24 protein-coding genes are annotated in these 24,714 nt (G+C 59.3%); 13 read left to right on the top strand and 11 right to left on the bottom strand.

All coding sequences use genetic code 11. From position 1 onward, the window contains the following. Positions 1 to 3: 3 nt before the first annotated feature. From HCK03_RS10270 to pckA, 6 genes are all read right to left on the bottom strand, one after another. On the bottom strand, positions 4 to 1,710 hold the full coding sequence (locus tag HCK03_RS10270) for an OmpA family protein (RefSeq protein WP_167691519.1): 1,707 nt from the start codon (positions 1,708 to 1,710) through the stop codon (positions 4 to 6). Then, the gene (gene tssL, locus HCK03_RS10265; RefSeq protein ID WP_167691518.1) at positions 1,707 to 2,396 is read right to left on the bottom strand and encodes a type VI secretion system protein TssL, short form; all 690 of its coding nucleotides are present in this window, start codon (positions 2,394 to 2,396) and stop codon (positions 1,707 to 1,709) included. The genes HCK03_RS10270 and tssL overlap by 4 nt, the downstream gene beginning before the upstream one ends. Further along, entirely contained in the window at positions 2,393 to 3,733 is a 1,341-nt protein-coding gene (gene tssK, locus HCK03_RS10260; RefSeq protein WP_167691517.1) for a type VI secretion system baseplate subunit TssK, read from the bottom strand. The genes tssL and tssK overlap by 4 nt, the downstream gene beginning before the upstream one ends. A gap of 17 nt (positions 3,734 to 3,750) precedes the next feature. Further along, a complete protein-coding gene (gene tssC, locus HCK03_RS10255; RefSeq protein ID WP_041146134.1) occupies positions 3,751 to 5,301 on the bottom strand; it encodes a type VI secretion system contractile sheath large subunit in 1,551 nt (516 codons plus the stop codon). Positions 5,302 to 5,338: 37 nt separating this feature from the next. Beyond that, positions 5,339 to 5,836: a type VI secretion system contractile sheath small subunit gene (gene tssB / locus HCK03_RS10250; protein ID WP_167691516.1), complete on the bottom strand. Its 498-nt coding sequence runs from the start codon at positions 5,834 to 5,836 to the stop codon at positions 5,339 to 5,341. Positions 5,837 to 6,369: 533 nt separating this feature from the next. After that, complete coding sequence (pckA, locus tag HCK03_RS10245) at positions 6,370 to 8,013, bottom strand: phosphoenolpyruvate carboxykinase (ATP) (RefSeq protein ID WP_167691515.1); 1,644 nt, start codon at positions 8,011 to 8,013, stop codon at positions 6,370 to 6,372. Between the two features lie 311 nt (positions 8,014 to 8,324). On the opposite strand from pckA, the gene HCK03_RS10240 reads away from it, so the two are divergent. Together HCK03_RS10240 and HCK03_RS10235 are read left to right on the top strand one after the other, a co-directional pair. Next, the gene (locus tag HCK03_RS10240; protein WP_041146137.1) at positions 8,325 to 9,218 is read left to right on the top strand and encodes a LysR substrate-binding domain-containing protein; all 894 of its coding nucleotides are present in this window, start codon (positions 8,325 to 8,327) and stop codon (positions 9,216 to 9,218) included. Positions 9,219 to 9,323: 105 nt separating this feature from the next. Next, the gene (locus HCK03_RS10235; protein WP_167691514.1) at positions 9,324 to 10,022 is read left to right on the top strand and encodes an RluA family pseudouridine synthase; all 699 of its coding nucleotides are present in this window, start codon (positions 9,324 to 9,326) and stop codon (positions 10,020 to 10,022) included. Between the two features lie 20 nt (positions 10,023 to 10,042). Here HCK03_RS10235 and HCK03_RS10230 read toward each other — a convergent pair whose 3' ends face one another. Continuing rightward, complete coding sequence (locus tag HCK03_RS10230) at positions 10,043 to 10,360, bottom strand: cupin domain-containing protein (protein ID WP_041146139.1); 318 nt, start codon at positions 10,358 to 10,360, stop codon at positions 10,043 to 10,045. 124 nt (positions 10,361 to 10,484) lie between these two features. Then, entirely contained in the window at positions 10,485 to 11,309 is an 825-nt protein-coding gene (locus HCK03_RS10225; protein WP_041147680.1) for a helix-turn-helix transcriptional regulator, read from the bottom strand. 131 nt (positions 11,310 to 11,440) lie between these two features. Here HCK03_RS10225 and HCK03_RS10220 point away from each other — a divergent pair, with 131 nt between their 5' ends. The 7 genes from HCK03_RS10220 to HCK03_RS10190 all read left to right on the top strand — a co-directional run bounded on the left by HCK03_RS10220 (position 11,441) and on the right by HCK03_RS10190 (position 17,445). After that, positions 11,441 to 12,181: an AzlC family ABC transporter permease gene (locus tag HCK03_RS10220; RefSeq protein WP_076947395.1), complete on the top strand. Its 741-nt coding sequence runs from the start codon at positions 11,441 to 11,443 to the stop codon at positions 12,179 to 12,181. Next, positions 12,182 to 12,502 carry an AzlD domain-containing protein gene (locus HCK03_RS10215; protein ID WP_134526604.1) on the top strand — a complete coding sequence of 107 codons (321 nt, stop codon included), beginning with the start codon at positions 12,182 to 12,184 and terminating at the stop codon, positions 12,500 to 12,502. A 177-nt stretch (positions 12,503 to 12,679) separates the two neighbouring features. After that, complete coding sequence (locus HCK03_RS10210; RefSeq protein ID WP_076947394.1) at positions 12,680 to 13,768, top strand: ABC transporter ATP-binding protein; 1,089 nt, start codon at positions 12,680 to 12,682, stop codon at positions 13,766 to 13,768. Next, positions 13,761 to 14,390, top strand: coding sequence for an ABC transporter permease (locus HCK03_RS10205; RefSeq protein ID WP_167692425.1), 630 nt, complete (start codon positions 13,761 to 13,763; stop codon positions 14,388 to 14,390). Before HCK03_RS10210 ends, HCK03_RS10205 begins: the two co-directional genes overlap by 8 nt. After that, complete coding sequence (locus tag HCK03_RS10200) at positions 14,390 to 15,058, top strand: ABC transporter permease (RefSeq protein ID WP_041146144.1); 669 nt, start codon at positions 14,390 to 14,392, stop codon at positions 15,056 to 15,058. Before HCK03_RS10205 ends, HCK03_RS10200 begins: the two co-directional genes overlap by 1 nt. A gap of 102 nt (positions 15,059 to 15,160) precedes the next feature. Continuing rightward, a complete protein-coding gene (locus tag HCK03_RS10195) occupies positions 15,161 to 16,060 on the top strand; it encodes an ABC transporter substrate-binding protein (protein WP_167691513.1) in 900 nt (299 codons plus the stop codon). Between the two features lie 44 nt (positions 16,061 to 16,104). Continuing rightward, positions 16,105 to 17,445, top strand: a complete 1,341-nt coding sequence (locus HCK03_RS10190; RefSeq protein ID WP_167691512.1) for an NtaA/DmoA family FMN-dependent monooxygenase — start codon at positions 16,105 to 16,107, stop codon at positions 17,443 to 17,445. Between the two features lie 35 nt (positions 17,446 to 17,480). Here the strand turns inward: HCK03_RS10190 and HCK03_RS10185 are convergent, their stop codons facing one another. Continuing rightward, on the bottom strand, positions 17,481 to 18,281 hold the full coding sequence (locus HCK03_RS10185; protein ID WP_167691511.1) for a phosphate/phosphite/phosphonate ABC transporter substrate-binding protein: 801 nt from the start codon (positions 18,279 to 18,281) through the stop codon (positions 17,481 to 17,483). After that, positions 18,274 to 19,257, bottom strand: a complete 984-nt coding sequence (locus HCK03_RS10180; protein WP_167691510.1) for a fatty acid desaturase — start codon at positions 19,255 to 19,257, stop codon at positions 18,274 to 18,276. Before HCK03_RS10180 ends, HCK03_RS10185 begins: the two co-directional genes overlap by 8 nt. 489 nt (positions 19,258 to 19,746) lie before the next feature. Here HCK03_RS10180 and HCK03_RS10170 point away from each other — a divergent pair, with 489 nt between their 5' ends. Then, the gene (locus HCK03_RS10170) at positions 19,747 to 20,190 is read left to right on the top strand and encodes a 6,7-dimethyl-8-ribityllumazine synthase (RefSeq protein ID WP_041146150.1); all 444 of its coding nucleotides are present in this window, start codon (positions 19,747 to 19,749) and stop codon (positions 20,188 to 20,190) included. A gap of 133 nt (positions 20,191 to 20,323) precedes the next feature. Here HCK03_RS10170 and HCK03_RS10165 read toward each other — a convergent pair whose 3' ends face one another. After that, a complete protein-coding gene (locus HCK03_RS10165; protein ID WP_041146151.1) occupies positions 20,324 to 21,496 on the bottom strand; it encodes an ROK family transcriptional regulator in 1,173 nt (390 codons plus the stop codon). Between the two features lie 223 nt (positions 21,497 to 21,719). Here HCK03_RS10165 and HCK03_RS10160 point away from each other — a divergent pair, with 223 nt between their 5' ends. The 3 genes from HCK03_RS10160 to HCK03_RS10150 are packed head-to-tail and all read left to right on the top strand — an operon-like array spanning position 21,720 to position 24,714. Then, positions 21,720 to 22,967, top strand: a complete 1,248-nt coding sequence (locus tag HCK03_RS10160) for an extracellular solute-binding protein (RefSeq protein ID WP_076947387.1) — start codon at positions 21,720 to 21,722, stop codon at positions 22,965 to 22,967. 9 nt (positions 22,968 to 22,976) lie between these two features. Then, on the top strand, positions 22,977 to 23,885 hold the full coding sequence (locus HCK03_RS10155; RefSeq protein ID WP_041146153.1) for a carbohydrate ABC transporter permease: 909 nt from the start codon (positions 22,977 to 22,979) through the stop codon (positions 23,883 to 23,885). Next, positions 23,875 to 24,714, top strand: coding sequence for a carbohydrate ABC transporter permease (locus HCK03_RS10150; protein ID WP_167691509.1), 840 nt, complete (start codon positions 23,875 to 23,877; stop codon positions 24,712 to 24,714). The genes HCK03_RS10155 and HCK03_RS10150 overlap by 11 nt, the downstream gene beginning before the upstream one ends.

Genomic DNA, 24,714 nt, shown 5'->3' with positions numbered 1-24,714 from the left:
GAATTACTCTCCATTGTGTTGTGATGCGCCATCATCCTGCGATGACGCCTGGGGGGTGCCCGGTATCTGGCAGGCGTTCGCCTGCGGTACCAGACTGATTTCGACACGGCGGTTCAGCGCGCGGCCTTCCGGCGTGTCGTTGGTCACGATCGGGCGGCTTTCGCCGTAGCCCTGCACCGCAAAACAGCTTTCCGACACGTCGCCGGTATCCCGCATCCAGTCGCGCACCGCTTCGGCACGCTTCAGGGACAGCGTCTGATTGCGTTGTGGATTGCCGGTGTTATCGGTATGTCCTGCTATCACGATCAGCCAGCCCGGTTTAGCCCTGACGCCAACCAGCGAATTGACCAGCATTTTGGTGGAGCCGGCTTTCAGTACGAACCTGCCGGAATCGAACAGCGACATGCTGTCGAGACGGCTAATTTTTGGTGGTGTAGCTAGCTTTGCCTTCAGTTTTGGTGGTGGCGGCACATACGAGCGGATCGCATCCAGTACCGGCATACGTAACCGTTCACCCTGGTACAGGCCAAGGCTCATCCGTAGCGGTTCGCCGTTGCGCGCCCAGCCATCCAGCTGAGCGGAATCCTGACGTAATACCTTGACTGCTTCGGCTTTGGGGCCGTAGTCATCCATGGAGAGTCGATAGTAGTGGGCGACATCGAAACTCAAACGGTTCAACAGCTCACGATTGTTCCAGCCACTGCTGAGCAGAGCCACGATGGCTGCCAGGGTGAAAAGCCCGAGTGCGCAGCGGCAGGCGCGGCCATGAGGCGTGAGGCCCTGGCTTTCCGGTAAGAGCGGGAGAATAAAGTCCGGGAATAGCGGTATTGTCGTGCTGTCAGCCCCCACCGGCAGCCAGCCAGCAGCCTGCTGTATGGCGGTGTGCCGCGTCAGCCAGGCGATCCAGATGGAGTTAGTGAGGCTAGCGGAAACCATCGGCCCAATACCCCATAACATTGCAGCGGGTGCAACTGCCGGGATATCCGGATTCTTATCGATAAACACCGCTTTGACGTGGCTTTGCGACCAGGTCATCAGGCTGTTCATCAGCACCTGCTGCTGCATGGCCACCGTGCCACCTGTCGCGACCCACGCAGAAGTGGGGCTGGGGACTGAGGACTCCCGCCATACGCGGATCCCTTCCTCTGCAACGGCAGCCTGCCAAAGCATGTCGGTCATCATCGCGCTGCCGGCCTGGACGTTCAGGAGCAGCGGTACCGAATGCCCGATTTCACGGCGCAGCTGGCTGATGTACCAGCGCAGAGTCAGCAAACGACTGGTCAGGGCTTCGCTGTCTGCATGCTGCTGCGGACAGACGTTGACCATCACCGCGAGCTGACGCCCCCAGTTCGGACGCTGGCATAGCAGCTGCCGCGTCAGCTGCGCCAGGTTCTGATGCTCTTCAACCTTGATCCAACATCCCTGCGTGACGGTCAGCACCTGAGACCGTTCTGGCCAGGTTTGCGGCAGATCGCCACAGACCAGCACCACCGGCTGGCGATAGGTCGCTTCAGGAAGATTATCCAACCGCAGGGCCACGTCCTGCTCGCAACGACGCCTTGTAACGTAGCCAATTATCGCAATCAGCCCCAGGGCAACCATCAGCACAAGAACGGAAATCAACCGGGACGCCGGCAAAAACCCCAGGCACACGACGGCGCTCAGCAGTGCCGCCCACAGCGCAAGCCCGCGCCGTTGCGCCAGACTCATTTCGCCACCCCAGGCAACAGGGTTGTCAGCATCCGCTCGAGCCAGGAGTTCAGTGCCCACCACAGGCCAACGGTCGCCAGAGCACTCACGCCGATGCGTACAGGCCATAGTGATAGCCAGCGCTCCATCACCCGATGTGCACGGCTTTCTACCATTAGCCGATCGGTCTGCGGATAGCTGAACGGTAAGACATGGTCAGCGAATGCCTGTATCAGTTTCTGACGCTTAGGGTCATTCAGCGACCGGAAATCACCGAGGAACCCCAGCATCATGACGCGCTGAAAGCAGGTGAGCACCGCACTGTCTGGTGCAGGTTCACGCAGTACATCTCGCATACGATCGCAGAGGGTATCTCCGGCATCCATGGTGCCGAGAAAGTGCCCCTGAAGAGGAATGTCATACCACTGTACGCAGGCGTCATCTTCTACGCCGCGGCCTTTAACCGCCTCATCGAGCAGTGCACACTGTGCGGTGAGAATATGCTGACAGCTGGCGTCATCCAGCTCGCTCTCTTTCAGCGCGCGCTGTACGCGCTCCACGTCCGCAACACAGCGTTCCCACAGCAATCGACCTTCCCCTTCCTGAAATTTTGGGCCGTGGCGCAGGCTGATAACCTGCAGCCATGTGTCCTGTAACAGCGCATCAATATCGATGGACGCGGAGATGCCGCGTTTGCGCTCGCTCATGTTCTCAGTACCGCGAAGAGTTCAAGTTCAGGCTCACCGAGCATTCCCGGGACATAAAACATACAGCAGCCGCTTTCGAGCATGTCGACAGCCAGAGGATGAGACACATCGAGGCTGAAATATTGATTCTCCAGGCGCAGAGGAATGGCGGCAGGTACATGGCGTAGCGGCGTCAATGGCACCCCCACCCGAGAGGAATTGACGATACCGCGGACGTGATCCGGGCTGCCCACTTTGCACTGGCGCGGAAACTGCTCCTGCAGCTGGGCTACCGGGATGGGGGAGCGTACGGATAAGTAGTAGTCGGCACCTTCGCGCAGACGGGGATCGTGCAGGCGTGCCTGCCAGAAATGCAGGCGCTTATCGTACTCAAGTTCAACGGACACCACCCGTGAGGGCAAGCTGGCCTCCAGCAGATCGCCCAATAAGTCGAACAACGGCGGGAAGACGACGCTCAGCTGTTCGTGCTGCCAGCCAGGAATGGCGCTAACCTGATGCTCAAGGGAGAACGTAAGCAGGCTGCCGGCAAGTCTTGCCAGTTCCGGATACAGTCGTTCAGCCGGGCTCTGCGGATATCGTAGAAACTGACCGAGTACCGGCTCCGCGCTGTTCAGGGCATTCAGCAGCCAGAAAAGAGACACGTCAGCCACCGCAAAATCTGCCATCCGCGCATTGCTTTCCCGGCGCATGGCCATCAGGCGGGTCAGACGGGCTCGCAGCTGGGTCATCAGCTGTTCAAGCTGGGTCACCAGCCAGCGGCTGCCCTGTACGGGTAGCAGCGGCGGGAGAAAGCTGCCATCAAGCGCCCAGATGCCCTGCGAATCCTGCTGCAGACGGGCCACCGGGCAGGTCAGATAATCACTGTTGTTCTGATGAGTAAAGCGTAGCGTCAGTTCCGCCTGCATCACCGCAATCTGGCGGGTGTCTTCACCATACTGGTTGCGCACGTCCCGCCAGCGCTGGCGGTAACGAACCGGGCGATCTGCTACCTCATCGGGTGTCAGGCAGTTACCGCCATTAGCGCGTAACAAGGGCAAAGCCAGCACCACCACGGTGTCATGTGCTTCGCCATCCAGCGACAGCGCCGGTGGCAGCGCATCGGCATTGTCCGTATCAATAAGTGAACCATCCTGAAAACGGACATGCAGCCTGTGGGCCTGTAGACGACCGAGTTTCAGCATGTCCGATTCAAAGGTCGACTCAATCACCCCCCAGGGATGATTGAGCCCCAGCCGGGCAATGCATTCCGCAGACCAGGCTGCATACGCAGCCTGTTGCTGGAAGTGCTGGGGAGAGACCATGATGCCCCTACCCCACAACGGTTGTTCCGTTTTCATCTGCTTCCTGCCTTACGTTACGCTTTCGCTTTCGGCATCTGGGAAACCAGCGACAGATTGACGTCCATGCCTTCCACCTGGAAGTGCGGCACGGCAAACAGCTTCACGCGGAAGAAGCCCGGGTTGTCCTCGATATCCTCCACCACCACTTTGGCGTCGCGCAGCGGGTGTGACGCCTGCAGCTCGTCGCCCGGGTCGGTCATTTCGGTCACCAGGCTTCGCACCCAGGCGTTGAGCTCCAGCTCAAGCAGACGGCGGTCCTTGGTGGTGCCGATGTTTTCACGCTGAATAAGCTTCAGGTAGTGCGCGATACGCGACAGCAGGAAGATGTAGGGCAGCCGCGCGTTAATCCGGCTGTTTGCGGTAGCGTCCGCGGTGTCGTACAGCGCCGGTTTCTGGGCCGAATTTGCCGAGAAGAAGCAGGCGTAATCCCGGTTCTTATAATAAGAAAGCGGAATAAAACCGAGGTTGGCGAACTCAAATTCGCGGGTTTCCGGCAGCATCACCTCTGAGGGAATTTTCACCTGATTGCCGGTACCGAGATCGTACAGATGAATGGGCAGGTCCTGCACCGCGCCGCCGGCCTGCGGCCCGCGGATCTGCACGCACCAGCCGTTGTTGATGAAGCTTTTCACCATGTTTGCCGCAAAGGCGAAGGAGGCATTGGTCCACAGGTATTTATCGTGTTCCGGCCCCTTGACCTCTTCGACATAGTTGAAGCTGCGCACCGGCACGGTATCCGGGCCATACGGCAGGCGGCCCAACACGCGCGGCATCACCAGGCCGATGTAGCGAGAGTCGTCGGTGTCGCGGAAGCTTTTCCATTTGATATATTCGGCGCGATCGAAGTAGTTGCCGATATCCTTGATGGCCGCAACCTGCTCCATGTTCTCCTTTAAAAAGAACGCCGGTCCCGCGGAGCCAATAAACGGCATATGCGCGGCGGCGGAGACTTTTGAGATGTTACGCATCAGCGCCACGTCCTGAGCGGAGGCATCGAACTCATAGGCCGAGATAACCGCGGCAATAGGCTCGCCGCCCGGGGTGTCGTACTCCGCGATATAGGTCTGCTTATACAGCCCGCTCTGGATAATTTCCGGAAAGTCCTCGAAGTCCTGGCGCAGCTCCTCTTTAGACAAATCGAGGAGCTCCAGCTTGACGTTCTGGCGAAAATCGGTTTTATCCACCAGCGATTTGAGCCCACGCCAGACGCCCTCAGTGCGCTGAAAATCCGGGTGATGCATGACTTCATCGAGCTGGCGGCCAATCTGAAAATCCAGCTCCGCAATATGATGGTCGAGGATCGTCTTATCCAGCTTCTCCACTTTGTGCCCGGATTTTTGCAGACACTGCATAAACACTTTCACCGCGGCGGTCACGCGCGCGTCGGCGGAGGTTTCCGCCATGACGGTCGTATCATCAAAACCGTTTAAATCACCGAGCTCCGCCACCGGCGTTAAATTTATTTTGTCAAACAGTGAGGCATATACCCCACCCTGCGGCAGGTGTTTTTCGACAACGGCGCCACCCGCCAGATTCTGGGATTCGTTATTGACTGACATTAGCATTTACTCATCATTATTCCGTGATAGAAACGTCCAGTAATTAATCCTGGGCCGGGGCAAGCGCATTCAGTTCATTACGCAACTCTGCGGAAAGCGCGGGGTCTTTTAATATAATTTCCAGTTCTTTCCGAAAATTCATATTATCCAGAAGATTTGATTTCAAATCGCGCAGCAGATTACGCATCGCGAGCATTGCCCGAAGCTGTGGAATTTGCCGCGCCACCGCTTCCGGCTCAAAGTCCTTCATATTGTGAAAAAAGAGCTTCACGTTTTCTTCAGAACCATCGCTGGCGAGGGTGTTTTTAACGGTGAGATTGACTTCCGGATTAAGATTAGCCAGGACGCTGTTAAAATTGTTCTTGTTGATGTCTATCTTATCGCGCTCAGAGAGCGTGCCCTCTGCCTTGCCGTTGCTGAAGTCACCCACGCTCAGGAGCTTTAGCGGGAGCTCAACTTTCTTCTGAACGCCCCCCGTCAAAAGATCCAGCTTTATATTTACACGCGCACGAGGTATTTCGTTCTGAAATGATTCAGACATATATACTTATCTCCTGAATAAATTAATCACTTAACCTGAAATATTGTCACCATATAGAATGCGGCTTTTTGTTTTTACTCTAAATTCATCGCGGCGTAAAGTGTGAAAAATTCAAATAACCCGTAACGGCAATCGCTAATTAAAAGCGACCCGCGCCATAAGCCCGACATCACAGGCCTGGCGCACCTGTCACCCGCCAATATTTATTTTAAATAAAGCCACGCCGCAAAAATAAATAACATTCACGACGACAATGAAAATGCCAAATTAATAAATGAAATAATAAAATAATATTTTTCAAGTCCAGTATCGGACATTTAAAACACCACAAGGAGAGGAGCCGGCGATATTGACGTAAGGAGCGGTATTGACGTAAGGAGCGGTATTGACTAAAGAAGCGGGCAGGCGAAAGCCGGCGCGGCCGACGTTGACCGCTAATGCGCGTTCAGCCGGTTGCCAAAAACAGAAAAACCCGGACAGCAAACGTGTTGCCATCCGGGTTGAGCGCGGGCGACGCTATTTAGCGTTGCGGATTAGTTTGCCGTAGCGGCGGACGGTTCAAGCTTCGGGCCCGCCAGCGCCAGGCGCGCGCCGGCCTCGGTATCGTTATATTGCCTGAAGTTATCGATAAACAGCTGGGCCAGACTCTCGGCTTTCTCCTGCCAGCCGTCGGCAGAACTCCAGCCGCTGCGCGGATCGAGCCGCGCGCTGTCAACGCCCGGGATGCTCTGCGGAATAGCCAGGCCAAAGACCGGGATCGTCTCGGTACGCAGAGGGCCGGTGGTGTCGTTTAAGATAGCGCTGATAATGCTGCGGGTATCGCGCAGCGACAGGCGTTTACCCTCCCCGTTCCAGCCGGTATTGACCAGCCAGGCTTCGGCGCCCGCTTCCGCCATTTTGGCGGCCAGCACGCTGGCGTACTGCGTGGGGTGCAGCAGCAGGAACGCCGCGCCGTAGCAGGCGGAGAACGTTGGCGTAGGTTGGGTGATACCGCGCTCGGTGCCGGCCAGCTTCGAGGTGAAGCCCGACAGGAAATGGTACTGCATCTGTTCGGTCGTCAGACGTGAAACCGGCGGCAGCACGCCGAATGCGTCGGCGGCGAGGAAAATCACCCGCGCCGGATGGCCGGCACGAGAGACCGGCTTGACGATATTTTCGATATGCGACAGCGGGTATGAAACGCGGGTATTTTCGGTCTTACTGCCGTCGGCATAATCCACCGTGCCGTCAGCCCGGACCACCACGTTTTCCAGCAGCGCATCGCGGCGAATCGCCTGATAAATCTCCGGTTCCGCCTGCGGATCGAGGTTGATGGTTTTGGCGTAGCAGCCGCCTTCAAAATTGAACACGCCGTCGTCATCCCAGCCGTGTTCGTCGTCGCCGATAAGCTGGCGCAGAGGATCGGTGGAGAGGGTCGTTTTGCCGGTACCGGAAAGGCCGAAGAACAGGGCCACGTCGCCCTCTTCGCCGCGGTTAGCCGAACAGTGCATCGAAGCAATGCCCTGCTGCGGCAGCAGATAGTTCATGACCGAGAAGAGCCCTTTTTTCATCTCTCCGCCGTACCAGGTGCCGCCAATAAGCTGAATTTTCTCGCTCAGGTTAAAGGCAACGAAGTTCTCGGAGTTGAGGCCCTGCTCCTGCCACTGGTCGTTGGTGCAGCCCGCGCCGTTGAGGACCACGAAGTCCGGCGTGAACTGTTCCAGCTCCTCAGCCTCGGGAACGATAAACATGTTTTTGACGAAGTGAGCCTGCCACGCCACCTCGGTGACAAAGCGCACGCCGAGGCGCGTATCAGGGCTTGCCCCGCACCAGGCATCAACCACGTACAGCTTTTTACCGCTCAGCTGTCCGGCAACCCGCGTTTTGAGGCTGGCCCAAATCTGCGGCGTTAACGGCTTATTGTCGTTGCGGCCAAGCCCGGCATCGGACCACCAGACGGTATCGCGGGTCAGGTCATCTCTGACGATATATTTGTCACGCGGTGAACGTCCGGTAAATATCCCGGTATCAACGGCCACTGCGCCGGATGCGGTCATCACGCCGCGCGCTGCGCCGGTGAGTTCCGGGCTGGTTTCATGGGCAATCAGCAGGTCGTAATCGGGGTTATAAAATAACTCGCTGCTATCCTTAATACCAAGCTCGTGCAGAGCCTGTTTTACTAATTCGATACGTGGCATGGAACTCCTGACAAACAGCTGGCTAGGTAAGATGTATTCATTATTTCAGCCCGTCATTGCGTTCTTCTGTGAATTCCGGTGTAAAAAATCCACAGCAAAATGAAATAACAGGATGAGCAGCCTGGAGCAGCGATTTTATAGCGGTGCTCGTAGGGTATCGCCTGTGCTTTACGAAACTCGTATTAACTGCTTAGGAATACGCTAAATCTGAGAAAAATGTTAACACCTGTGGTTAGTTATGTTAATTGCATAGTTTCTATGCGTTATGCTAAAATTGCATAGCATTAAATACAGCGTTAAGGAACGGATCCGTGCTGGCTAATCTTGAAGTGAAGTGGCTGTACGATGTCATTGCTCTGGAGGAGTCCAGAAGCTTTACTCTGGCGGCTAAAACCAGAAATATATCGCAATCCTCGTTCAGCCGCAGGATTCAGGCGCTCGAGGCGTCGCTGGGTTTCAGCATCTTCGACCGCGGGGTTAACCCGCTGCAGCTCACCACTCGTGGCAAAATTTTCGTCGGCTATGCGCGAAATATGCTGGACGATATGGACTTTCAGATTAGTCGCATTAAGGGGCTAAATAACACCACTCAGAAAATAAGAATCGATGCCGCTCCGTCGCTCTCTGTTTTAGTCCTTCCGGAATTAATTGCCGGCTACACCGATATAAAAAATAAAACCTTCCACGTCGAATCCATTAACGTTAACGAAGCCGTATTTAACCTCAAGGAAGGCAAGAGCGACTTTATTCTGTCTTTTTATAATGAGGAGTTAATGAACTATCCGTTTATTAACCACAAAATTTTCGACTCTTCGGTGCACCTTGTTACGCCCTGCGATGAGAGCGGCAGGCCGCTCTTTCATCTGCACCGCGGCGTTTTGCCGCTGATGAGATATGCCAACGATAGCTATATGGGGCGCCAGGTAAATCAGGTTATCGACCGCACGCCGGGGATCACCTTCTCGCTGACCTTCGTCTCGTCTATGAGCGAGCTGCTTAAGCGGATGATCCTCAACGGCGACGGCGTAGGCTGGCTGCCGCAATACTCTATCCAGCGCGAGCTCGATGAGGGCCGCCTGGCCATTATGGACGCCACGCTCTCGCTGCCGATCGGGGCCTATATGTATCGCTCCGGCTCGCGGCTTAACCAGTCCGCCGAGCGCTTCTGGCAGCATATTAAATCCCGGGATGCCCGCCAGTCCTGAGCAATAAAACCGGCGGCTTGCGTCCGTCGCCGGCTACATAGCGAATTCGCCAGCTGGCAGAAAATTCGCTATCATCCGCCTCCTCTTTCCCAGGCGAGCCGCCCGATGTCTACGATCGTTGATACCTTTATTGCCCCGCCGTGCCATGCAGAGATTGAGATCCTTTATCAGGACGATCATCTGCTGCTGATCGCAAAACCTGCCGGCCTGCTCAGCCTCTCGGGAAAAAACCCGCGCAATCTCGACTCGGTGCACCATCGGTTAGTCCAGACCTTTCCCGGCTGTACGCTGGTTCATCGTCTCGATTTCGGCACTTCCGGCGTGATGGTGATTGCCCGCAGCAAGGCCATTAACGCCGCCCTCTGCCAGCAGTTTAGCCAGCGCGCGGTGAGCAAGGTCTACAGCGCGCTGCTGTGCGGGCACCTGACCGATGATGAAGGCGTAATAGACGCCCCCATCGCCAAAGACCCGGCGCTGTTTCCGCGGATGACCATTTGCGCCACCCGCGGCAAGTCGGCCCGCTCCCGCTATCGGGTGCTTGAGCGCCTGCAGCGCCAGAGTGAAGACGGGACGCTGCTGCCGCTGACCCGCGTGCGGCTCACCCCGGAGACCGGTCGCACCCACCAGCTGCGCATTCACTGTCAGCTCGCGGGGCACCCCATTTTAGGCTGCGATCTCTACGGTGGCCTGCTGCTACCCGGCACCGAGAGCACGCCGCGCCTGATGCTGCACGCCAGCGAGCTGCGCTTTACCCACCCGGTCAGCGGGGAGCCAATCAACGCCAGCAGCGCCAGTCCGTTCTGAAACCTGCCGGTCGGCGGCGATTAATCCAGCGGCGCGTCCCTGATATCAACCAGCAGCAGCGTACCGAAGCTGCCGGCCGGAACGTGGTGCACGGCGCCCTTCGGCACAAAGCAGTAATCGCCGGCGGCGAGGTTGAACCGTCTGCCGTCGATAACCAGCGGCAGCGCCCCTTCCAGCACCAGCAGCAGTTCGTCGAAGTCATCGTGCGCTTCGGCGGCGATCCCCTCACCGCCCATTTTTATGACCTTTATGGCGCTATTGCCTACCGCGCCCAATACCCGCGACTGCCAGACCTGCTCCAGCCCGGCGGCGATCCGGTATACTGAGTTAATCTCCATCAATGCCTCCTGCAGGCGAATGCCAGCCGCTATAAATAACCGATCGGCGCCATCGCGCAAATACGGATATGTTAGTTGCATACGCAAAATCATTCGCTGTGCCGGGAAGCGTCTGTCGGACGGCCTATATCGATGAGGCCGCGAAGACGCCGGGCGTGGTGCCATAATGCAGGCGGAAGTATTTAATCAGGTGGCTTTGATCGTAAAACCCGACGTCCGTCGCCACCTGAGCGGCGCCGAAGCCTTTCGCCAGCAGCCCTTTGGCTCTGACCAGGCGCAGCTGCGTCAGGTATTGATGGACCGACAGCCCGGTCTGCGCCTGGAAGGTGCGCATAAAATGAAACTCGCTCAGCCCGGCGACCCCGGCAATCTCCTTAACCGCCAGCGGCTGCTGATAGGCGCAGTGTAAAAACTCGATGGCGCGACGGATGTCGGCGCGGATCGCATCCCGTCGGCCACCGCGAGCGCTGCGCCCGGCATAGCGCCCCACCAGCATATTCAGCACCTGATACATCAGGCACTCTTTTTCCAGCGGATCGCGGCTGGCGCCAAGCACGGCGGAGGCCTGCAGCATGCTGCGGGCCATCAGCGGGTCGTGGCGCATCCCTTCGCCGCCAAAATGGACCTCGCCTGCGCCGGTGAGCACCGTTGCGGCCACCTCATCGATCAGCTGCGCTGAAGGATAAAATGCGCAGTAATCCCAGCCTTCGTCACGCTGCACCGCTTCGCCGGTATGCACTTCGCCGGGCATGATAACCATCACCGTCCCCGCCGCTGCGATGCCGCGCTCCCGGCAGATGCGCGTGCGCTGCGCCCCGCGGGCGAAGGCGGCAATCACATATTCATGATGAAAGTGCGGCGGATAGCTGTGCTCGTAGCAGGAGGCGCGGAGGATCTCCATCCCACCGTGCAGCTCGCTGTCCCGCCAGAGCCTGATATCATCCCGTATCTCTTTCGCCACCCCGCCACCCTTTTTATTACGCAAAATTGATATTTCAGCCAATGAGCAGGATTTTACTATAGCGATCCTGACGATTTCTTAAGATTATCATTCAGTGACGGACAATTCGGGACTATTTGATGTTGATGAACAAGAAGACCTCGCCCAGGGATGAGGCAGCCGCGGAGTTTCGCGCGGGCATTATCGCCTGCCTGCCCACCATCCCCGGCTACTGGAGCATTGGCTTTGCCGCCGGGGCTATCGGCACATTATCAGGGTTCACCACCGCGCAGACGGCGCTACTGGCGAGCGCGCTGTACGCGGGCTCCGCCCAGTTCCTGTTTTATTCGCTGTGGGCCACCGGCGCCGAAGTCGCCTCGGTGGTGCTGAGCGTACTGCTGGTGAACCTGCGCTACCTGCTGATGAGCTCCGCCATGAGCGTATTCTTTCGGGAATACACGACCGGGCAAAAAATTATCAGCGGGCTGCTGCTGACCGATGAAACCTTCGGCGTCGCGGTCCAGCGCGGCAGCGGGCACAACAAAGTGCCCTACGCGTGGATGCTCGGGCTCAACGTCGCCGCGTGGCTGAACTGGATCCTCGCCTGCGTGGTCGGCGCGGGGTTAGCCTCCGCCCTTCCGCCGTCGCTGATGGAGGGGCTGAGCTTCAGCCTGGTGTCGATGTTTATCGGGCTGGTGCTGATGATCTGGTTTGCCAGCCGGCGTAAAGCGCTGGAGGCCTTCAGCATTGCGACGGCGGTGGTCATCACCCTGTTCACCGCCGGCCACACCGATATGAGCGTTGTGGTCATCGTGGCGGCGTCGGTCGCGGCAACGCTGGCAACGGTCGGGCTGCGTCTGACGTCCAAAGGAGAACAATAGATGGAACGCAATATTATCCTTGCCATTCTCGCCTCCGCGCTGGTCACCGCCCTGATGCGCACGGTGCCTGTGTTACTGCTTTCGCGTTTTCGCCTGGCGCCGGTCATCCAGCAGTGGCTGAGCTTTATTCCGTCCGCCATTATGGCGGCGATTATCGCCGCAGAGCTGCTCGGCAAACCGGCGCTAAGCGGCTCGGGGATCAGCATTTCGCTGCTGGCCGCCGCCGCCGCGACGGTGGCCGGCGTCCTCACCCGCAGCCTGTTTGCGACGGTAATTGCCGGGATGGTTGCCTTTTCCGCACTCAGCTACCTGCTGCTTTAATTATGCTCCTGGCCACGGTTATCGTGGCCTTTTCATTATCAGCTTTCCCCCACGCGTTAAATTCAAATAGCGGCATTGCAAATGCAAATATCATATTTGCCGGTTAATCACCGCCTCTGTAGCTTGTAGTTTATTCATGCTTTCCATGAAATAAACTTCAGGGCGCGACGGCGGCAAATGATTAGACTCGAAAATATCTATAAGACCTACCCGGGCAGCGCGCATGCGGCAATAAGCAATCTGAACCTGACGATTAATAGCGGCGAACTCTGCACCTTCGTTGGCCCCAGCGGCTGCGGTAAAACCACCCTATTACGGATGATTAATCAGCTCGATAAGCCGGACTCCGGTTACGTCTACGTGCAGGGTGTAAAAATAGCCGAAAGCGATATTATCCAGCTGCGCCGCAAAATTGGTTTTGTTATGCAAAGCGCGGCGTTATTTCCGCACCGCACGGTGGCGCAAAATATCGCGACGGTACCGCGCCTGCTCGGCTGGAGCAAAACGCAGATCCGCGCGCGCATTGCCGAGCTGGTCGATTTAATGTCGCTGGACCGCCTGCTGCTTGAGCGCTATCCGCATCAGCTTTCCGGCGGCCAGCAGGGACGCGTCGCTATCGCCAGGGCGCTGGCAGCCGACCCGCCGGTGCTGCTGATGGATGAGCCCTTTGCCGCCATCGACCCGCTGGTGCGCGAACGCCTGCAGGACGAGCTGCTGCTGCTCCAGCAACGCCTGCATAAAACGATAGTGCTGGTGACGCACGATATTAACGAGGCCATCCGCCTGGGCGACAGAATTGCCATTTTCGAGGAGGGCGGCGTGCTGGCGCAGTTTGCCTCCCCTGACCATATTTTATCGCACCCGGCCAGCGACTTTGTCCGCCGCTTTATCGGCCCCGAGCCCAACCTCAAGCGGCTGGGCATGATTCAGGTCGGCCAGCTGCCGCGCCATGACGTGGCGCTGGTTGACGAGCAGCATGCGCCGATCGCCAGCCGCCACCCGACCCTCAGCAGCCCGCTGCAGCTGATCCTCGATAAGCACCAGCGTCCGCTGCAGTGGTTCGACCCGCACCGGCGCATTTCGCTGCCCATCACCCAGCCGCTGGCCGCGCTGCACAGCCTGCGCTTTGCCTACAGCGCGCTGCTGGATGCGCCGGGTGGCGTGCTGGTACACGTCGACGACAGCGGAAAATATCAGGGCACCGTTTCGTACTCGCTGCTCCAGCACGTGCTGGATGGTCTGGTGGAAATTCGCCGCTATGGTTGACTGGCAGTGGATCCTCGACAACCGGATGATGATCGGCGCGCTGCTGTGGCAGCATACCCAGTTGGTGGCTATCTCGCTCTTTTTTGGCACCCTGCTGACGGGATTACTGATTGGCCTGACTCTGCGTTGGCCGAGGGCCGTGCAGCCTCTGCTCTATCTCTGCGGGGTCCTGTTTACGATCCCCTCGCTGGCGCTGTTCATTTTACTGCTGCCGTTTACCGGCCTGTCGCTGACCACCTCGGTCATCGGCCTGACGCTCTATTCCCTGCTGATCCTGCTGCGCAACACGCTTGCCGGCATCGAGAAGCTGCCGGCGGCGGTGCTGGAGTCGGCCCGCGCGCTGGGCTACACCCGCGGCTACCGCTTTTTTGATATCGAGCTGCACCTGCTGGCACCGTCGCTTTTCGCCGGCCTGCGTATCGCCTCCGTCACCCTGGTTGGGCTAGTGACGGTGACCGCGCTGATTGGCCAGGGCGGGCTGGGACAGCTGCTGCTGGCGGGGTTTAACCAGGATTTTATTACTCCTGTCATTGTCAGCCTGGCATTGAGCCTTGCGCTGTCGCTGTTATTTGACTCGCTGATCGCCCGCGTTGGCTATTGGCTTACGCCCTGGACGCGCTGATGGATATCCTACAGGCAACGCTGGGCTGGTTTTTGCAGCCCGAACACTGGCTCAGCGACGGCGGTATTTTGGTGCGCCTGCGGGAGCATATTTATTACGTTACGCTGAGCATGCTGATCGCCTCCGCCATTGCCCTGCCCACGGGAATTGCGCTCGGCTACTGGCGCAAAGGCGCCTTCGTGATCATTAACTTATTTAATATCGGCAGGGCAGTTCCGGCGCTGGGATTAATTCTGCTGTGCATTCTGCTGTTTGGCTTTAACGATATTCCGCTCTTCGCCGCGCTGGTCGCCATGTCCGTTCCGCCGATTCTGACCAACGCCTGGGTCGGGATCTATCACGCCGACCGCCAGCTGTGCGATGCGGCGAAGGCGCTGGGCATGACGCCGTTGCAAAGCCTTTGGCAGCTGCGGATCCCGCTGGCCGCGCCGCTTATTTTCGCCGGAATGCGCACCGCGCTGGTACAGCTTATCGCCACCGCCGTCGTCGCGGCCTATGCGGGCCTCGGCGGCCTCGGTCGGTTTCTGATTGACGGGCTCGGCCAGCGCGATATTCCGCAGGTGATCGCCGGCTCGCTGGTGGTCTCCCTGCTGGCCATCGGCAGCGAGCTGCTCTTTTCACTGATTGACCGGCGCTTCACCCATACCATCGGCACTCCGGAGTATTAGTTTTTATCACCCATCGCCGCGGCCCGAATATCTCACACGGGCGGCAGCGTACCCGTGGCTGACTTAACGCATCACGGATATTTATTCACCTAGCGAGGCACTATGCACAATATATTAGCTTTCCCTTTTCACCGTCGCCGTTTTCGCCTGTCACTATTAGCCGTCGGGTTACTCGGCTTAAGCTTTAGCTCATTAGCGGAAAGCGTCACGATCGGCGGCGCTAATTTCACCGAGAGCTCTATTCTCGCGAATATTTACGCCAGCGCGCTGAAGAAAAATAATATTGAGGTCAGTACCCGACTTAATCTCGGCAACCGCGAGATCATTATTCCGGCATTAAAGAGCGGCGAAATTGATATTGTGCCGGAGTATCTTGGCGCCCTGCTTAACTACTACGACGGAAAAACCCTGGCCACCAGCCAGAGCGACGTCAGCGCCGAGTTGGCTAAGGTTCTGCCTGCCGACTTCACGCTGCTGACGCCTTCCCCGGCGACCTCAATTACCGCGTGGGCGGTTCGCGCCGACATGGCGAAAAAGTACGGCTTGAGCAAGCTCTCCGATCTGCAGCCCATCGCTCATCAGCTGACGATCGGCGGGCCACCGGAGCTGGCGGTGCGTGCGCTCGGCCTGCCGGGGCTTAAGCGCGTCTATGGCCTCGAATTTAAGGCGGTAAAATCCCTCGATATGGGCGGGCCGCTGACTCGCCTGGCGCTCAACTCCGGCAAAATCGACGTTGCGACGGTTATCTCCACCCAGGGCAACCTGGCGAAAGAGGACTGGGTGGTGCTGGATGACGATAAGCACGAGCAGCCGAGCCAGAACGTGGTGCCGCTGGTGCGTAAAGCCAGCCTGACGCCGACGGTGAGCAAGGTGCTGAACGACGTCTCCGGCAAGCTGAACAACGCCACCCTGATTGAGCTCAACCAGCAGGTCGATCTGCAGCATAAAGACCCGGCCGCCGTGGCGGAAGCGTGGGTCAACGACCATCTGGCAAACCGCTAACCTCTCCATGCCAGGGATCGGCAATAACCGCAAACGAGTCGCACATGTCTGAAAATCATATGATTCTGAACCTGTTTTTCTTTAATCCGCAGGGGGATTACCGCTTCTCATGGCGCCATCCTCAGGCACCGGGCAAAGAAATTTTTACCCTCGGCTACTACGCGGAGCTGGCGAAGAAGGCCGAGGCCGCCACCCTCGACGCCGTTTTTGTCGCCGACCACATTGCCATCTGGGATACGGTGCCCAGCGGCTTAACCCACTACGCCAACGCGCGGCTGGAGCCCATCACCCTGCTCGCCGCCCTTGCCGCCGTGACCGAGCATATCGGCCTGATGGGCACCGCCTCCACCTCCTACAACGAGCCCTACAATCTCGCCCGCTACTTTGCCTCGCTGGACTTTCTCAGCGGCGGTCGGGCGAGCTGGAACGTGGTCACCTCGTGGCTGGAAGAGGAAGCGGCCAACTTCGGTCTCGACCAGCTTCCGCAGCACGGCAACCGCTACCAGCGCGCCGGGGAGTTTATCGATGTCGTCACCCGCCTTTGGGACTCCTGGGAGGACGATGCGGTGCTGTATGACAAAACGAGCGGCCTGTTTGCCGATGCGTCTAAGGTGCACCACCTCAACCATCGCGGCGAGTTCTTTAACGTCCGCGGGCCGCTCAACGTCCCGCGCCCGCCGCAGGGTCATCCGGTGCTGGTCCAGGCCGGGTCTTCCGAGGCGGGGAAAAACCTCGCCGCGGCGTGGTCAGATATGCACTTCGTGTTTATTAAATCCATTGCAGAGGGGCTGGCCTATCGTCAGGAGATGAATCAGCGGCTGCGGGACTATGGGCGCGATCCGGCGCACTTTAAAATCATCGCCGGCGTTCTGCCCGTGGTGGTCAATTCCGACGCCGAGAAGGAGGAGCGCCAGCGGCTTAACGAGCGTTTGATGAGCGATCAGATGGCGATAGACCTGCTCTCGTCCTACCTGCGGATGGATTTAAGCGCCCACTCGCCGGACCAGCCCCTGCCGCCGCTGCCGGACGAGGCGACGTTTGACGGCATCCGCACCGCTCTGCAGCTTATCCGCCACTACGATCCCAGCCTGACCGTTCTGCAGCTGGGGCGCCTGCTGCTGCAAAGCTCCGACAGCTGGCTACTGATCGGCAGCGCGGAAGAGGTCGCCGACGCGCTGACCGCCACCTGGCGCGCCGGCGCGGCGGACGGATTTAACCTGATGTTCCCGCTGCTGCCGGGGGACTTCGATCGCTTTGTCGACCAGGTGGTGCCGATCCTGCAGCGTAACGGCGCGATGCGCACCAGCTACCCGTCGGGCACGCTGCGGGAGAAACTCGGGCTGCCGGCGGCGGAAAACCGCTTTACCGCGCCGGGTCCGCGCTAGCCTACGCCGAAGGAGGCCCGGCCTCCTTCACCCGCCTACAGTTGAGTCACGCCCCTTGTCGCCGCCTCGGCGCGCCACGCCAGCAGCTGCGCATACGGCTGGCGCGTCACAACGCTAAAATCGTCGATCAGCTGCGCCCGGCAAATATCCCGGTACTGCGCGCCGGTAACCAGCTGATGCAGCGCCTCACGCAGGAGCGCCATCGTCGCCGGCGGCGTATCTTTGCTGCTTATCAGCGGCAGCCCCGGCGCCAACGGACTGCGTCCGATAACGCACAGTCCGGCAAGCAGCGCGGGGTCGTGGCGCTGCAGCAGCGCCCAGCTGACGCAGTCAATCGCCGCGATATCAGCCGTTCCTTGCTGTAATTCAATCAGCGACTGGCGGTGGCTGCCGCTCCAGCGCACGGCGGAAAAAAAGCGGCCGCCCTCGGCCAGCGGCGCCACCCTTTCCAGCAGCGCGTTGTAGCCGGACTGGGAGTCTGGCGAATTGCACACCGCCCGCCGATGGCGAAAATCCGCCAGCGTCCGATGCTGGTTCGCCTCCTGGCTCACCAGCAGGCTACGATAATTCGCCCCTTCACAGCCCTCCGCCGCGTAGTGAAAGCAGCCGACGATCTGCACATCCGCAAGCCGGGTGACCAGCGGATAGCCGCAGGTCTGGCTCAGCAGCAGCTGCGGATCGCGCCAGTGGTCCAGCAGCGCCTCCCGGGGCCATCGCGCCGGCAGGTCGGCCACCGCCACCCCGCGGGCCGCGAGGATCTCGCTCAGCGCCAGCCACAGCGCCCGCGTCTCTTCATGATTAACCGCATACATGGGAAAATCGACAACGTTATTCATGGTTCTCCCCCGCGACAGGCCGCTTTTTTACGCCGGGATGGGCGTTCACCGCCACCGCGCGAAACGAAAAGCGCCGCAGCCATTCGCCATAGCCGCGCACCACAAAGCCGTGGTTACGCTGCCGGTAGCTCTCCCGTTCGAGCAGATAAAGTTTACGCAATCCGTACCAGGGAATCCCCGGCAGGTCGTGATGAACTGAATGATAGTTGAGGTTAAGAAACAGCACCCGCCACGCCAGCCCCGCTTCATTAATCACCGAGCGCGCCAGCGGATCGTCGGCAGCCCGATGCTCAAGGAAGGAGCGAACCTTGGTGAGCGCCAGCGCCGGATAGCTGACGGCGGCGACAAAATAGAGCGGCGAGAACTCAACGTGCGCCATCAGCGCAAACAGGCCGCTCAGCAGCAGGCCGTGGGTAGCCCACATCGCCATCGCCGCCTTCTGGCGCAGGCGAAAGGCGCGCCACGCGCTGACGAGCGTTTGCGCAATATCCAGCAGCGGTGCCAGCAGCAGCCGTCCGATAAAGGTGTTGCGCAGATGAATCACCCGGCGCTGCCAGGGCGCGAAACGCCGCCAGCTCTCGGCGGTAAAATAGTAGGATTCGGGGTCATCGACCGGCAGCGTGAGATGATGATTATCGTGGTGCGCGAGATGCGAATCCCGGTACAGGCCGTAGGGATACCACACCGCCAGCGGCAGGATGCCCAGCAGCTGATTCAGGCGCGGCCAGCGCGTCGGATGGCCGTGTATCAGCTCATGCTGTAACGACATATACCAGGCACTAAACCAGATTAGCAGCAGCGTTGCCGGCAGCAGCCCCAGCGTTTTCCAGTATACGAGGGTGGCAAACCAGCCGCCGTAAATGGTGATAATCAGGAGCCAGGTCGGAAGTTCGCTGCGCCATAAGCGGCTGCGTGAAAGCTGGTGGATCAGGTCGCGCTGCTGCGGGTGCAAATAGACAGACGTTTTTTTGGTCATTACTGCAAATACCGTTTCCGCGTTATCTTTTATCCTTCGAAGATGTGAGATAACACGGAAAATAACAAAGTATTTAAATGACTTAGCTTTGCCAGAAACGTGGGGTAAACGAAGCGCCTGCGGGGCGCTGCCGATGCGGATGAAGGCGGATACTGCCCACCTCCCCCGCGACGCGTCAATTATCCACATTATGCAAAGCATGCTGGATAAAGGCGGGCATCGACCCTTTACATTACAGTATAATGTTAACAGACGGATCCAACCCGAACCGCTGCTCGACGCCTTCAGGCGCGGTGGCGCCGAGGATAACGAGATCTGCCTTGAGCTCAGTTTTAAAAGAACGCAAACCGACCGATAGCCAGGTTGTCGCCAATATCGCTGAAAGCGTGGCCTTTTAGGTCCCCTGTATCGATAGCGGAGTCGAGGACCTGCTGGTCTCAATAATTGGGTCCGCATCGCCTGATGCCGACCGTTTAACAGGAGTGTGTCATGCCATCGTTAAGAGTCGCCTTTATCAAAGCCAACTGGCACGCGGATATCGTCAGCCAGGCCGAGAGCGGATTCCGCCAGGAGCTGGATAGTCAGCAGGTGGAATACGCCGTTGATAGCTGGGACGTTCCCGGGGCGTTTGAAATGCCGCTGCTGGCCCAGCGTCTGGCGAAAAGCGGCAGCTATGATGCCATCGTCTGCGCCGCGCTGGTGGTTGACGGCGGGATCTATCGCCATGACTTCGTGGCCCAGGCGGTGGTTAGCGGCCTGATGCAGGCGCAGCTGGCGACGGAAGTGCCGATGTTCTCGGTCTCTCTGACGCCGCACAACTTCCAGCCTGCCGCCGAATTTATCGATTTTTATCGCGGGCACTTCGTGAAAAAGGGCCGGGAAGCGGCAAAAGCGGTACTGCAGATCCATCGCCTGCCGCAGCCCAAAGCCTGAGAAGACGAAACGAGCCTCTCTTCTTGAGGGCGACGGATCCCTGAGCCAGCGGGCTGATTAGCGACGAGCTGACGGCCCAGGCCCTGCGCAATCTCAAGCCTGAGTCCCGACGGCCACGCTAGCGGCCGCCGGACTACTTCATCAGCGCCTGAAACTGCGGGTTAAACTCATCGAATATAGGCAACGCGGCGGCGCCGAGCGCGGCGGTATCGGTGCCGGTCATCCCCATTTTCACCCGCATCCCCGTCAGATAGCGCCCGCGCACCGATTGATACAGTGGCGGCAGGCGCGCCAGCACTTTTTCCAGCAGCGGCGCCGGCATCGTCCCGCCCACCACCACCGTTTCGGCATCAAAGACGCACTCCAGCAGGTTGATAGCCTGGCGCAGCGGCGGCAGCGCGCTGTCAATCCAGCGGTCGAACAGCGCCTCATCTACCGCCAGCAGATCTTCCGGCAGCGCCCGATAGGGGTCAAGGCCGCAGAACTCATAGGCCGCCTGCAGCGAAACATAGCGCTCAAGGCAGCCCTGATTGCCGCAGTAGCACGTCCGGCCGCCGGGCTGGACGACGATATGCCCGACCTCCCCGGCGTTATGCGCATGCCCGGTATAAATATGGCCATCGGTAAAAATACCGGCGCCCAGCCCGGTGCCGATATAGAGATAGACAAAGGAGTTCAGGTGGCGGGCAACGCCGTGAAAACGCTCGCCGATGGCCGCCACCGTCGCGTCGTTTTCGAGGGTGACCGGCAGACCGCTAAGCCGCGCCAGCTCGGATTCGACGTCCACGCCCTCCCAGCCGTTAAGGGTCGTCGGCCCGGTGGATGAGATCCCTTCCACGCCAAAGGGACCGGGCATCACCACGCCGATCCCCAGCACCCGGCTCCAGTCGAGCCCCGGCAGCGTCCGCAGCTCCTGTATTACCTCGCCGATGCGCGCAAAGGTGGCACCAGGCTGGGGCTTTTGCACCAAAATGAGTCGGCGAAAATGGATCTCGCCGGTGAGATCGACCAGCACCACGATCAGCGTTTGGTGATCGAGATGAATACCAATAGACCACGCACTGGAGGGGTTGAGGCTCACCGGCACCGCGGGCTGTCCGCGCCCCGCCGCCCGTCGCGGCGCGTGGCTGGTGAGGATCTCCATCTGCTGCAGCTCGGCAACAATATTAGAGACCGTTTGCGGGGTCAGCGCGGTCAAGCGCGCCAGCTCGGCGCGGGTTAATTTGCCGTGCAGGCGCACGGCTTCAATCACCACCCGCCGGTTGTGCACCCGCGCGTGCTCAAGGTTTGTTCCCGATGTTTTCATTCTTTCCCTTCCTTGCCTTTCCCAGGCGCCTGATGCTGCAATTCTAGCCTTCGTCACAAATCCCGCAATCACATTCTCGGGCGGACTTTCGCATGGCACAAGCTTTGCTACGCTTATGCCAAGGGCCACGAATGACCTTGCGGCTGTATTGTCGCCCCGATTAAATCAATCAAATTGATTTAATAAATCATAACCCCTTTTTCTCAGTACAGCGGAGAGCCACATGAAATACCACAGCACACTTCGGGTGAAGGCCGGTTTGTTGGCTATGCTCGTCATCAGCGGCAGCGCGGCCGCGGCCGCCACCCAGGTCAACGCCCTGTTTATGACCCAGGCGGCGTACAGCGAAAACGATATTCGTGCGATGACCGCCGACTTCGAAAAGCAGAACCCGGATATTAAGATCAACCTCGAGTTCGTCCCCTATGAAGCGCTGCATGACAAGATTGTCGCGGCGCGCGGCGCCGGCGGTAACGGCTATGACGTGGTGCTCTTTGATGCCATCTGGCCGGCGGAGTTTAGCCGCTTCGACCTGCTGCAGGACGTCTCGGCGCGGATCCCCGCCGACGAGCGGGAGAAGGTGTTCCCTGGCGCAATGAATACCGTGGTCTACAAAGGCAAAACCCTCGGGATGCCGTGGATCCTCGACACCAAGTACCTCTACTACAACAAAGCCATGCTCGAAAAGGCGGGCATCAAGCAGGTGCCAACCACCTGGCAGCAGGTGCTGGACGACGCCAAAATTCTTAAAGATAAAGGCGTGGTGAAATACCCGCTGGTCTGGAGCTGGTCCCAGGCGGAAGCCCTGGTCTGCGACTACACCACCCTCGTCTCCGGCTTCGGCGGCAAGTTCTACCAGGACGGCAAGCTCGACTTCTCGACGCCGGCTTCGCTCAAAGCGGTCACGCTGATGAAGAAATCGTTGGACGACGGCCTGACCAACCCCGCCTCCCGCGAATATCTCGAAGAGGACGTGCGTAAAGCCTTCTCCAACGGCGACGCGGCGTTCGCACTGAACTGGACCTATATGTACAACATGGCCAACGACCCCAAACAGAGTAAAGTCGCCGGCGACGTCGGCATTATTCCCGCCCCCGGCGATACCCCGGATAGAGCCGGCGCCGTCAACGGCTCGATGGGCTTAGGCATTGCCAAAGCCAGCCAGCACCCGGAGCAGGCGTGGCAGTATATCCACTACCTGACCTCGCAGCCGGTGCAGGATAAATACGCCAAACTCAGCCTGCCGGTGTGGAAATCCTCCTACCACGACCCGGCGGTCGCCCAGGGCCAGGAGAGCCTGATCGTCGCCGCGGATAAATCGCTGAACGTGATGCTCTCGCGCCCGGAAACCGCCGACTATTCGCGGCTCTCCAACACCCTGCAGCAGCAGCTTCAGGCGGTGCTTCAGGGTAAAGAAGCCCCGGAAGCCGCCATGCAGACCGTTGATAAAAGCGCGGCCCGCCTGCGTTAAGGAGTTTTGATGCTGAGTTTGCAACAACGCGAGCGTCGTCAGGCATGGGTGCTGCTGGCGCCCATGCTGGTAGCGATGTTTCTGCTGACGGCCTGGCCGCTGGCGCGCACCCTGTGGCTGAGTTTTACCGATACCGCGCTGGTGGGAAACGGTGAGGCGACGAACTACGTCTGGCTGGAAAACTATCTCTATGCCCTGACCGACCCGGATTTTCGCGCCGCCTTCGCCCGTTCGCTCTACTTTACCGTGGTCTCCGTCGCCATTGAGGGCGTTATCGGCGTGCTGGTCGCGCTGTTGCTCAATCAGCGCTTTGTCGGACGCAATATCCTGCGGGTGCTGGTGATATTGCCCTGGGCGCTGCCGACCATCGTGAACGCAATGATGTGGCGGCTTAACTTTAACCCGGACTACGGCAGCATTAACGCGCTGCTCACCCAGCTGGGGATCATCGACGGCTATCGCAGCTGGCTGGGGTCGCCGGACTCGGCGCTGAATGCGGTGATGCTAGCGGATATCTGGAAAAACTATCCGCTGGTCACGCTGCTGGTGCTGGCGGCGCTGCAGTCCATTCCTGAGGATCTGTACGAGGCGGCGCGCCTCGACGGGGCCGGATCGTGGCGGCGCTTTCGCGCCATCACCTTCCCGGCCATCGCCGCCCCGCTGGGCGTGGCGCTGGTGCTGCGGACCATCGACGCCTTCAAGGTGTTCGATATCATCTACGTGATGACCCGCGGCGGCCCGCTCGACAGCACCAAAACCCTCAGCTTTTTCGTCTATCAGGAGTCCTTCAGCTATCTGCGGGCGGGCAGCGGCGCGGCCTACGCCATTCTGATGACCCTGATGTGCGCCCTGCTGATCGCCCTGTATCTGTTTATGCTGCTGCGCCAGCGCCGCCGGAGCACCGAATATGAAGCGTAAAATCCGCACTCTGCTGCGCTATCTGGCGGCGCTGCTGGTCGCCCTGTCCATTCTCGCGCCGATGCTGTGGCTATTTTTAATGAGCGTCAGCACTCCCGCCGATCTGACCCGCGTGCCGCTGGAGTGGCTGCCGCGGGAGTGGGACTTTAGCCGCTACGGCCGCCTGCTCTCCCTGCAGCCCGGCGAGCCGGGGGCGCTATTTTTACCCGCGCTGCGCAACAGCCTGCTGGTCGCCGCCGGGGCGACGCTGGTCTCGCTGCTGCTGGCGGTGCCCGCCGCCTTCAGCTTCTCGCGCTATCCTGGCCGCGACGGCTGGCTGTACGCCGGGCTGGGGATTTACATGGTGCCGCCGGTGGCCTTCGTCCTGCCGCTGTACTTTATTCTCGAACACTTCGGGCTGCTCAATACCCGCAGCGGGCTGGTGCTGGTCTACTGCTCGCTGATTATGCCGTTCCTCACCTGGATGGTGAAAAACCAGTTTGACACGCTGCCGCAGGATATTGAACAGGCCGCGCGCCTCGACGGGCTGAGGGTCTGGCAGGTGCTGCTGCGCATCACCATACCGCTGGCGAAACCGATGCTCGGCGCCTCGGCGCTGTTTGGCTGGCTGCTGGCGTGGGATGAGTTTTTCTATTCGCTGCTGTTTACCAGCAATATCGCCGCTCAAACCCTGCCGGTCACTATCGCCGGGTTCACCGCCGGACGCGCCACCGACGACGGTCTGGTGGCTGCCGTCGGCATTCTCGCCTCGGTCCCGCCTCTGTTTATCGCTATCTGGTTACAAAAAACGCTGGTCAGCGGCCTCACTAACGGTGGAAGTAAAGGATAA

The organism is Klebsiella terrigena (assembly GCF_012029655.1).
Lineage (GTDB): Bacteria > Pseudomonadota > Gammaproteobacteria > Enterobacterales > Enterobacteriaceae > Klebsiella > Klebsiella terrigena.
The sequence above is the reverse complement of the archived record's forward strand: the minus strand, read 5'-3'. Positions and strand labels throughout refer to the sequence as shown.

What these genes read in the sequence shown, in the direction of transcription:
- tssB (WP_167691516.1), bottom strand. Translation starts at nt 5,836, where the DNA reads ATGTCTGAATCATTTCAGAACGAAATACCTCGTGCGCGTGTAAATATA.
- tssC (WP_041146134.1), bottom strand. Translation starts at nt 5,301, where the DNA reads ATGCTAATGTCAGTCAATAACGAATCCCAGAATCTGGCGGGTGGCGCC.
- tssL (WP_167691518.1), bottom strand. Translation starts at nt 2,396, where the DNA reads ATGAGCGAGCGCAAACGCGGCATCTCCGCGTCCATCGATATTGATGCG.
- pckA (WP_167691515.1), bottom strand. Translation starts at nt 8,013, where the DNA reads ATGCCACGTATCGAATTAGTAAAACAGGCTCTGCACGAGCTTGGTATT.
- HCK03_RS10160 (WP_076947387.1), top strand. Translation starts at nt 21,720, where the DNA reads ATGAAATACCACAGCACACTTCGGGTGAAGGCCGGTTTGTTGGCTATG.
- HCK03_RS10230 (WP_041146139.1), bottom strand. Translation starts at nt 10,360, where the DNA reads ATGGAGATTAACTCAGTATACCGGATCGCCGCCGGGCTGGAGCAGGTC.
- HCK03_RS10155 (WP_041146153.1), top strand. Translation starts at nt 22,977, where the DNA reads ATGCTGAGTTTGCAACAACGCGAGCGTCGTCAGGCATGGGTGCTGCTG.
- HCK03_RS10235 (WP_167691514.1), top strand. Translation starts at nt 9,324, where the DNA reads ATGTCTACGATCGTTGATACCTTTATTGCCCCGCCGTGCCATGCAGAG.
- HCK03_RS10205 (WP_167692425.1), top strand. Translation starts at nt 13,761, where the DNA reads ATGGTTGACTGGCAGTGGATCCTCGACAACCGGATGATGATCGGCGCG.
- tssK (WP_167691517.1), bottom strand. Translation starts at nt 3,733, where the DNA reads ATGAAAACGGAACAACCGTTGTGGGGTAGGGGCATCATGGTCTCTCCC.
- HCK03_RS10215 (WP_134526604.1), top strand. Translation starts at nt 12,182, where the DNA reads ATGGAACGCAATATTATCCTTGCCATTCTCGCCTCCGCGCTGGTCACC.
- HCK03_RS10220 (WP_076947395.1), top strand. Translation starts at nt 11,441, where the DNA reads ATGTTGATGAACAAGAAGACCTCGCCCAGGGATGAGGCAGCCGCGGAG.
- HCK03_RS10185 (WP_167691511.1), bottom strand. Translation starts at nt 18,281, where the DNA reads ATGAATAACGTTGTCGATTTTCCCATGTATGCGGTTAATCATGAAGAG.
- HCK03_RS10200 (WP_041146144.1), top strand. Translation starts at nt 14,390, where the DNA reads ATGGATATCCTACAGGCAACGCTGGGCTGGTTTTTGCAGCCCGAACAC.
- HCK03_RS10210 (WP_076947394.1), top strand. Translation starts at nt 12,680, where the DNA reads ATGATTAGACTCGAAAATATCTATAAGACCTACCCGGGCAGCGCGCAT.
- HCK03_RS10180 (WP_167691510.1), bottom strand. Translation starts at nt 19,257, where the DNA reads ATGACCAAAAAAACGTCTGTCTATTTGCACCCGCAGCAGCGCGACCTG.
- HCK03_RS10165 (WP_041146151.1), bottom strand. Translation starts at nt 21,496, where the DNA reads ATGAAAACATCGGGAACAAACCTTGAGCACGCGCGGGTGCACAACCGG.
- HCK03_RS10190 (WP_167691512.1), top strand. Translation starts at nt 16,105, where the DNA reads ATGTCTGAAAATCATATGATTCTGAACCTGTTTTTCTTTAATCCGCAG.
- HCK03_RS10170 (WP_041146150.1), top strand. Translation starts at nt 19,747, where the DNA reads ATGCCATCGTTAAGAGTCGCCTTTATCAAAGCCAACTGGCACGCGGAT.
- HCK03_RS10195 (WP_167691513.1), top strand. Translation starts at nt 15,161, where the DNA reads ATGCACAATATATTAGCTTTCCCTTTTCACCGTCGCCGTTTTCGCCTG.
- HCK03_RS10150 (WP_167691509.1), top strand. Translation starts at nt 23,875, where the DNA reads ATGAAGCGTAAAATCCGCACTCTGCTGCGCTATCTGGCGGCGCTGCTG.
- HCK03_RS10270 (WP_167691519.1), bottom strand. Translation starts at nt 1,710, where the DNA reads ATGAGTCTGGCGCAACGGCGCGGGCTTGCGCTGTGGGCGGCACTGCTG.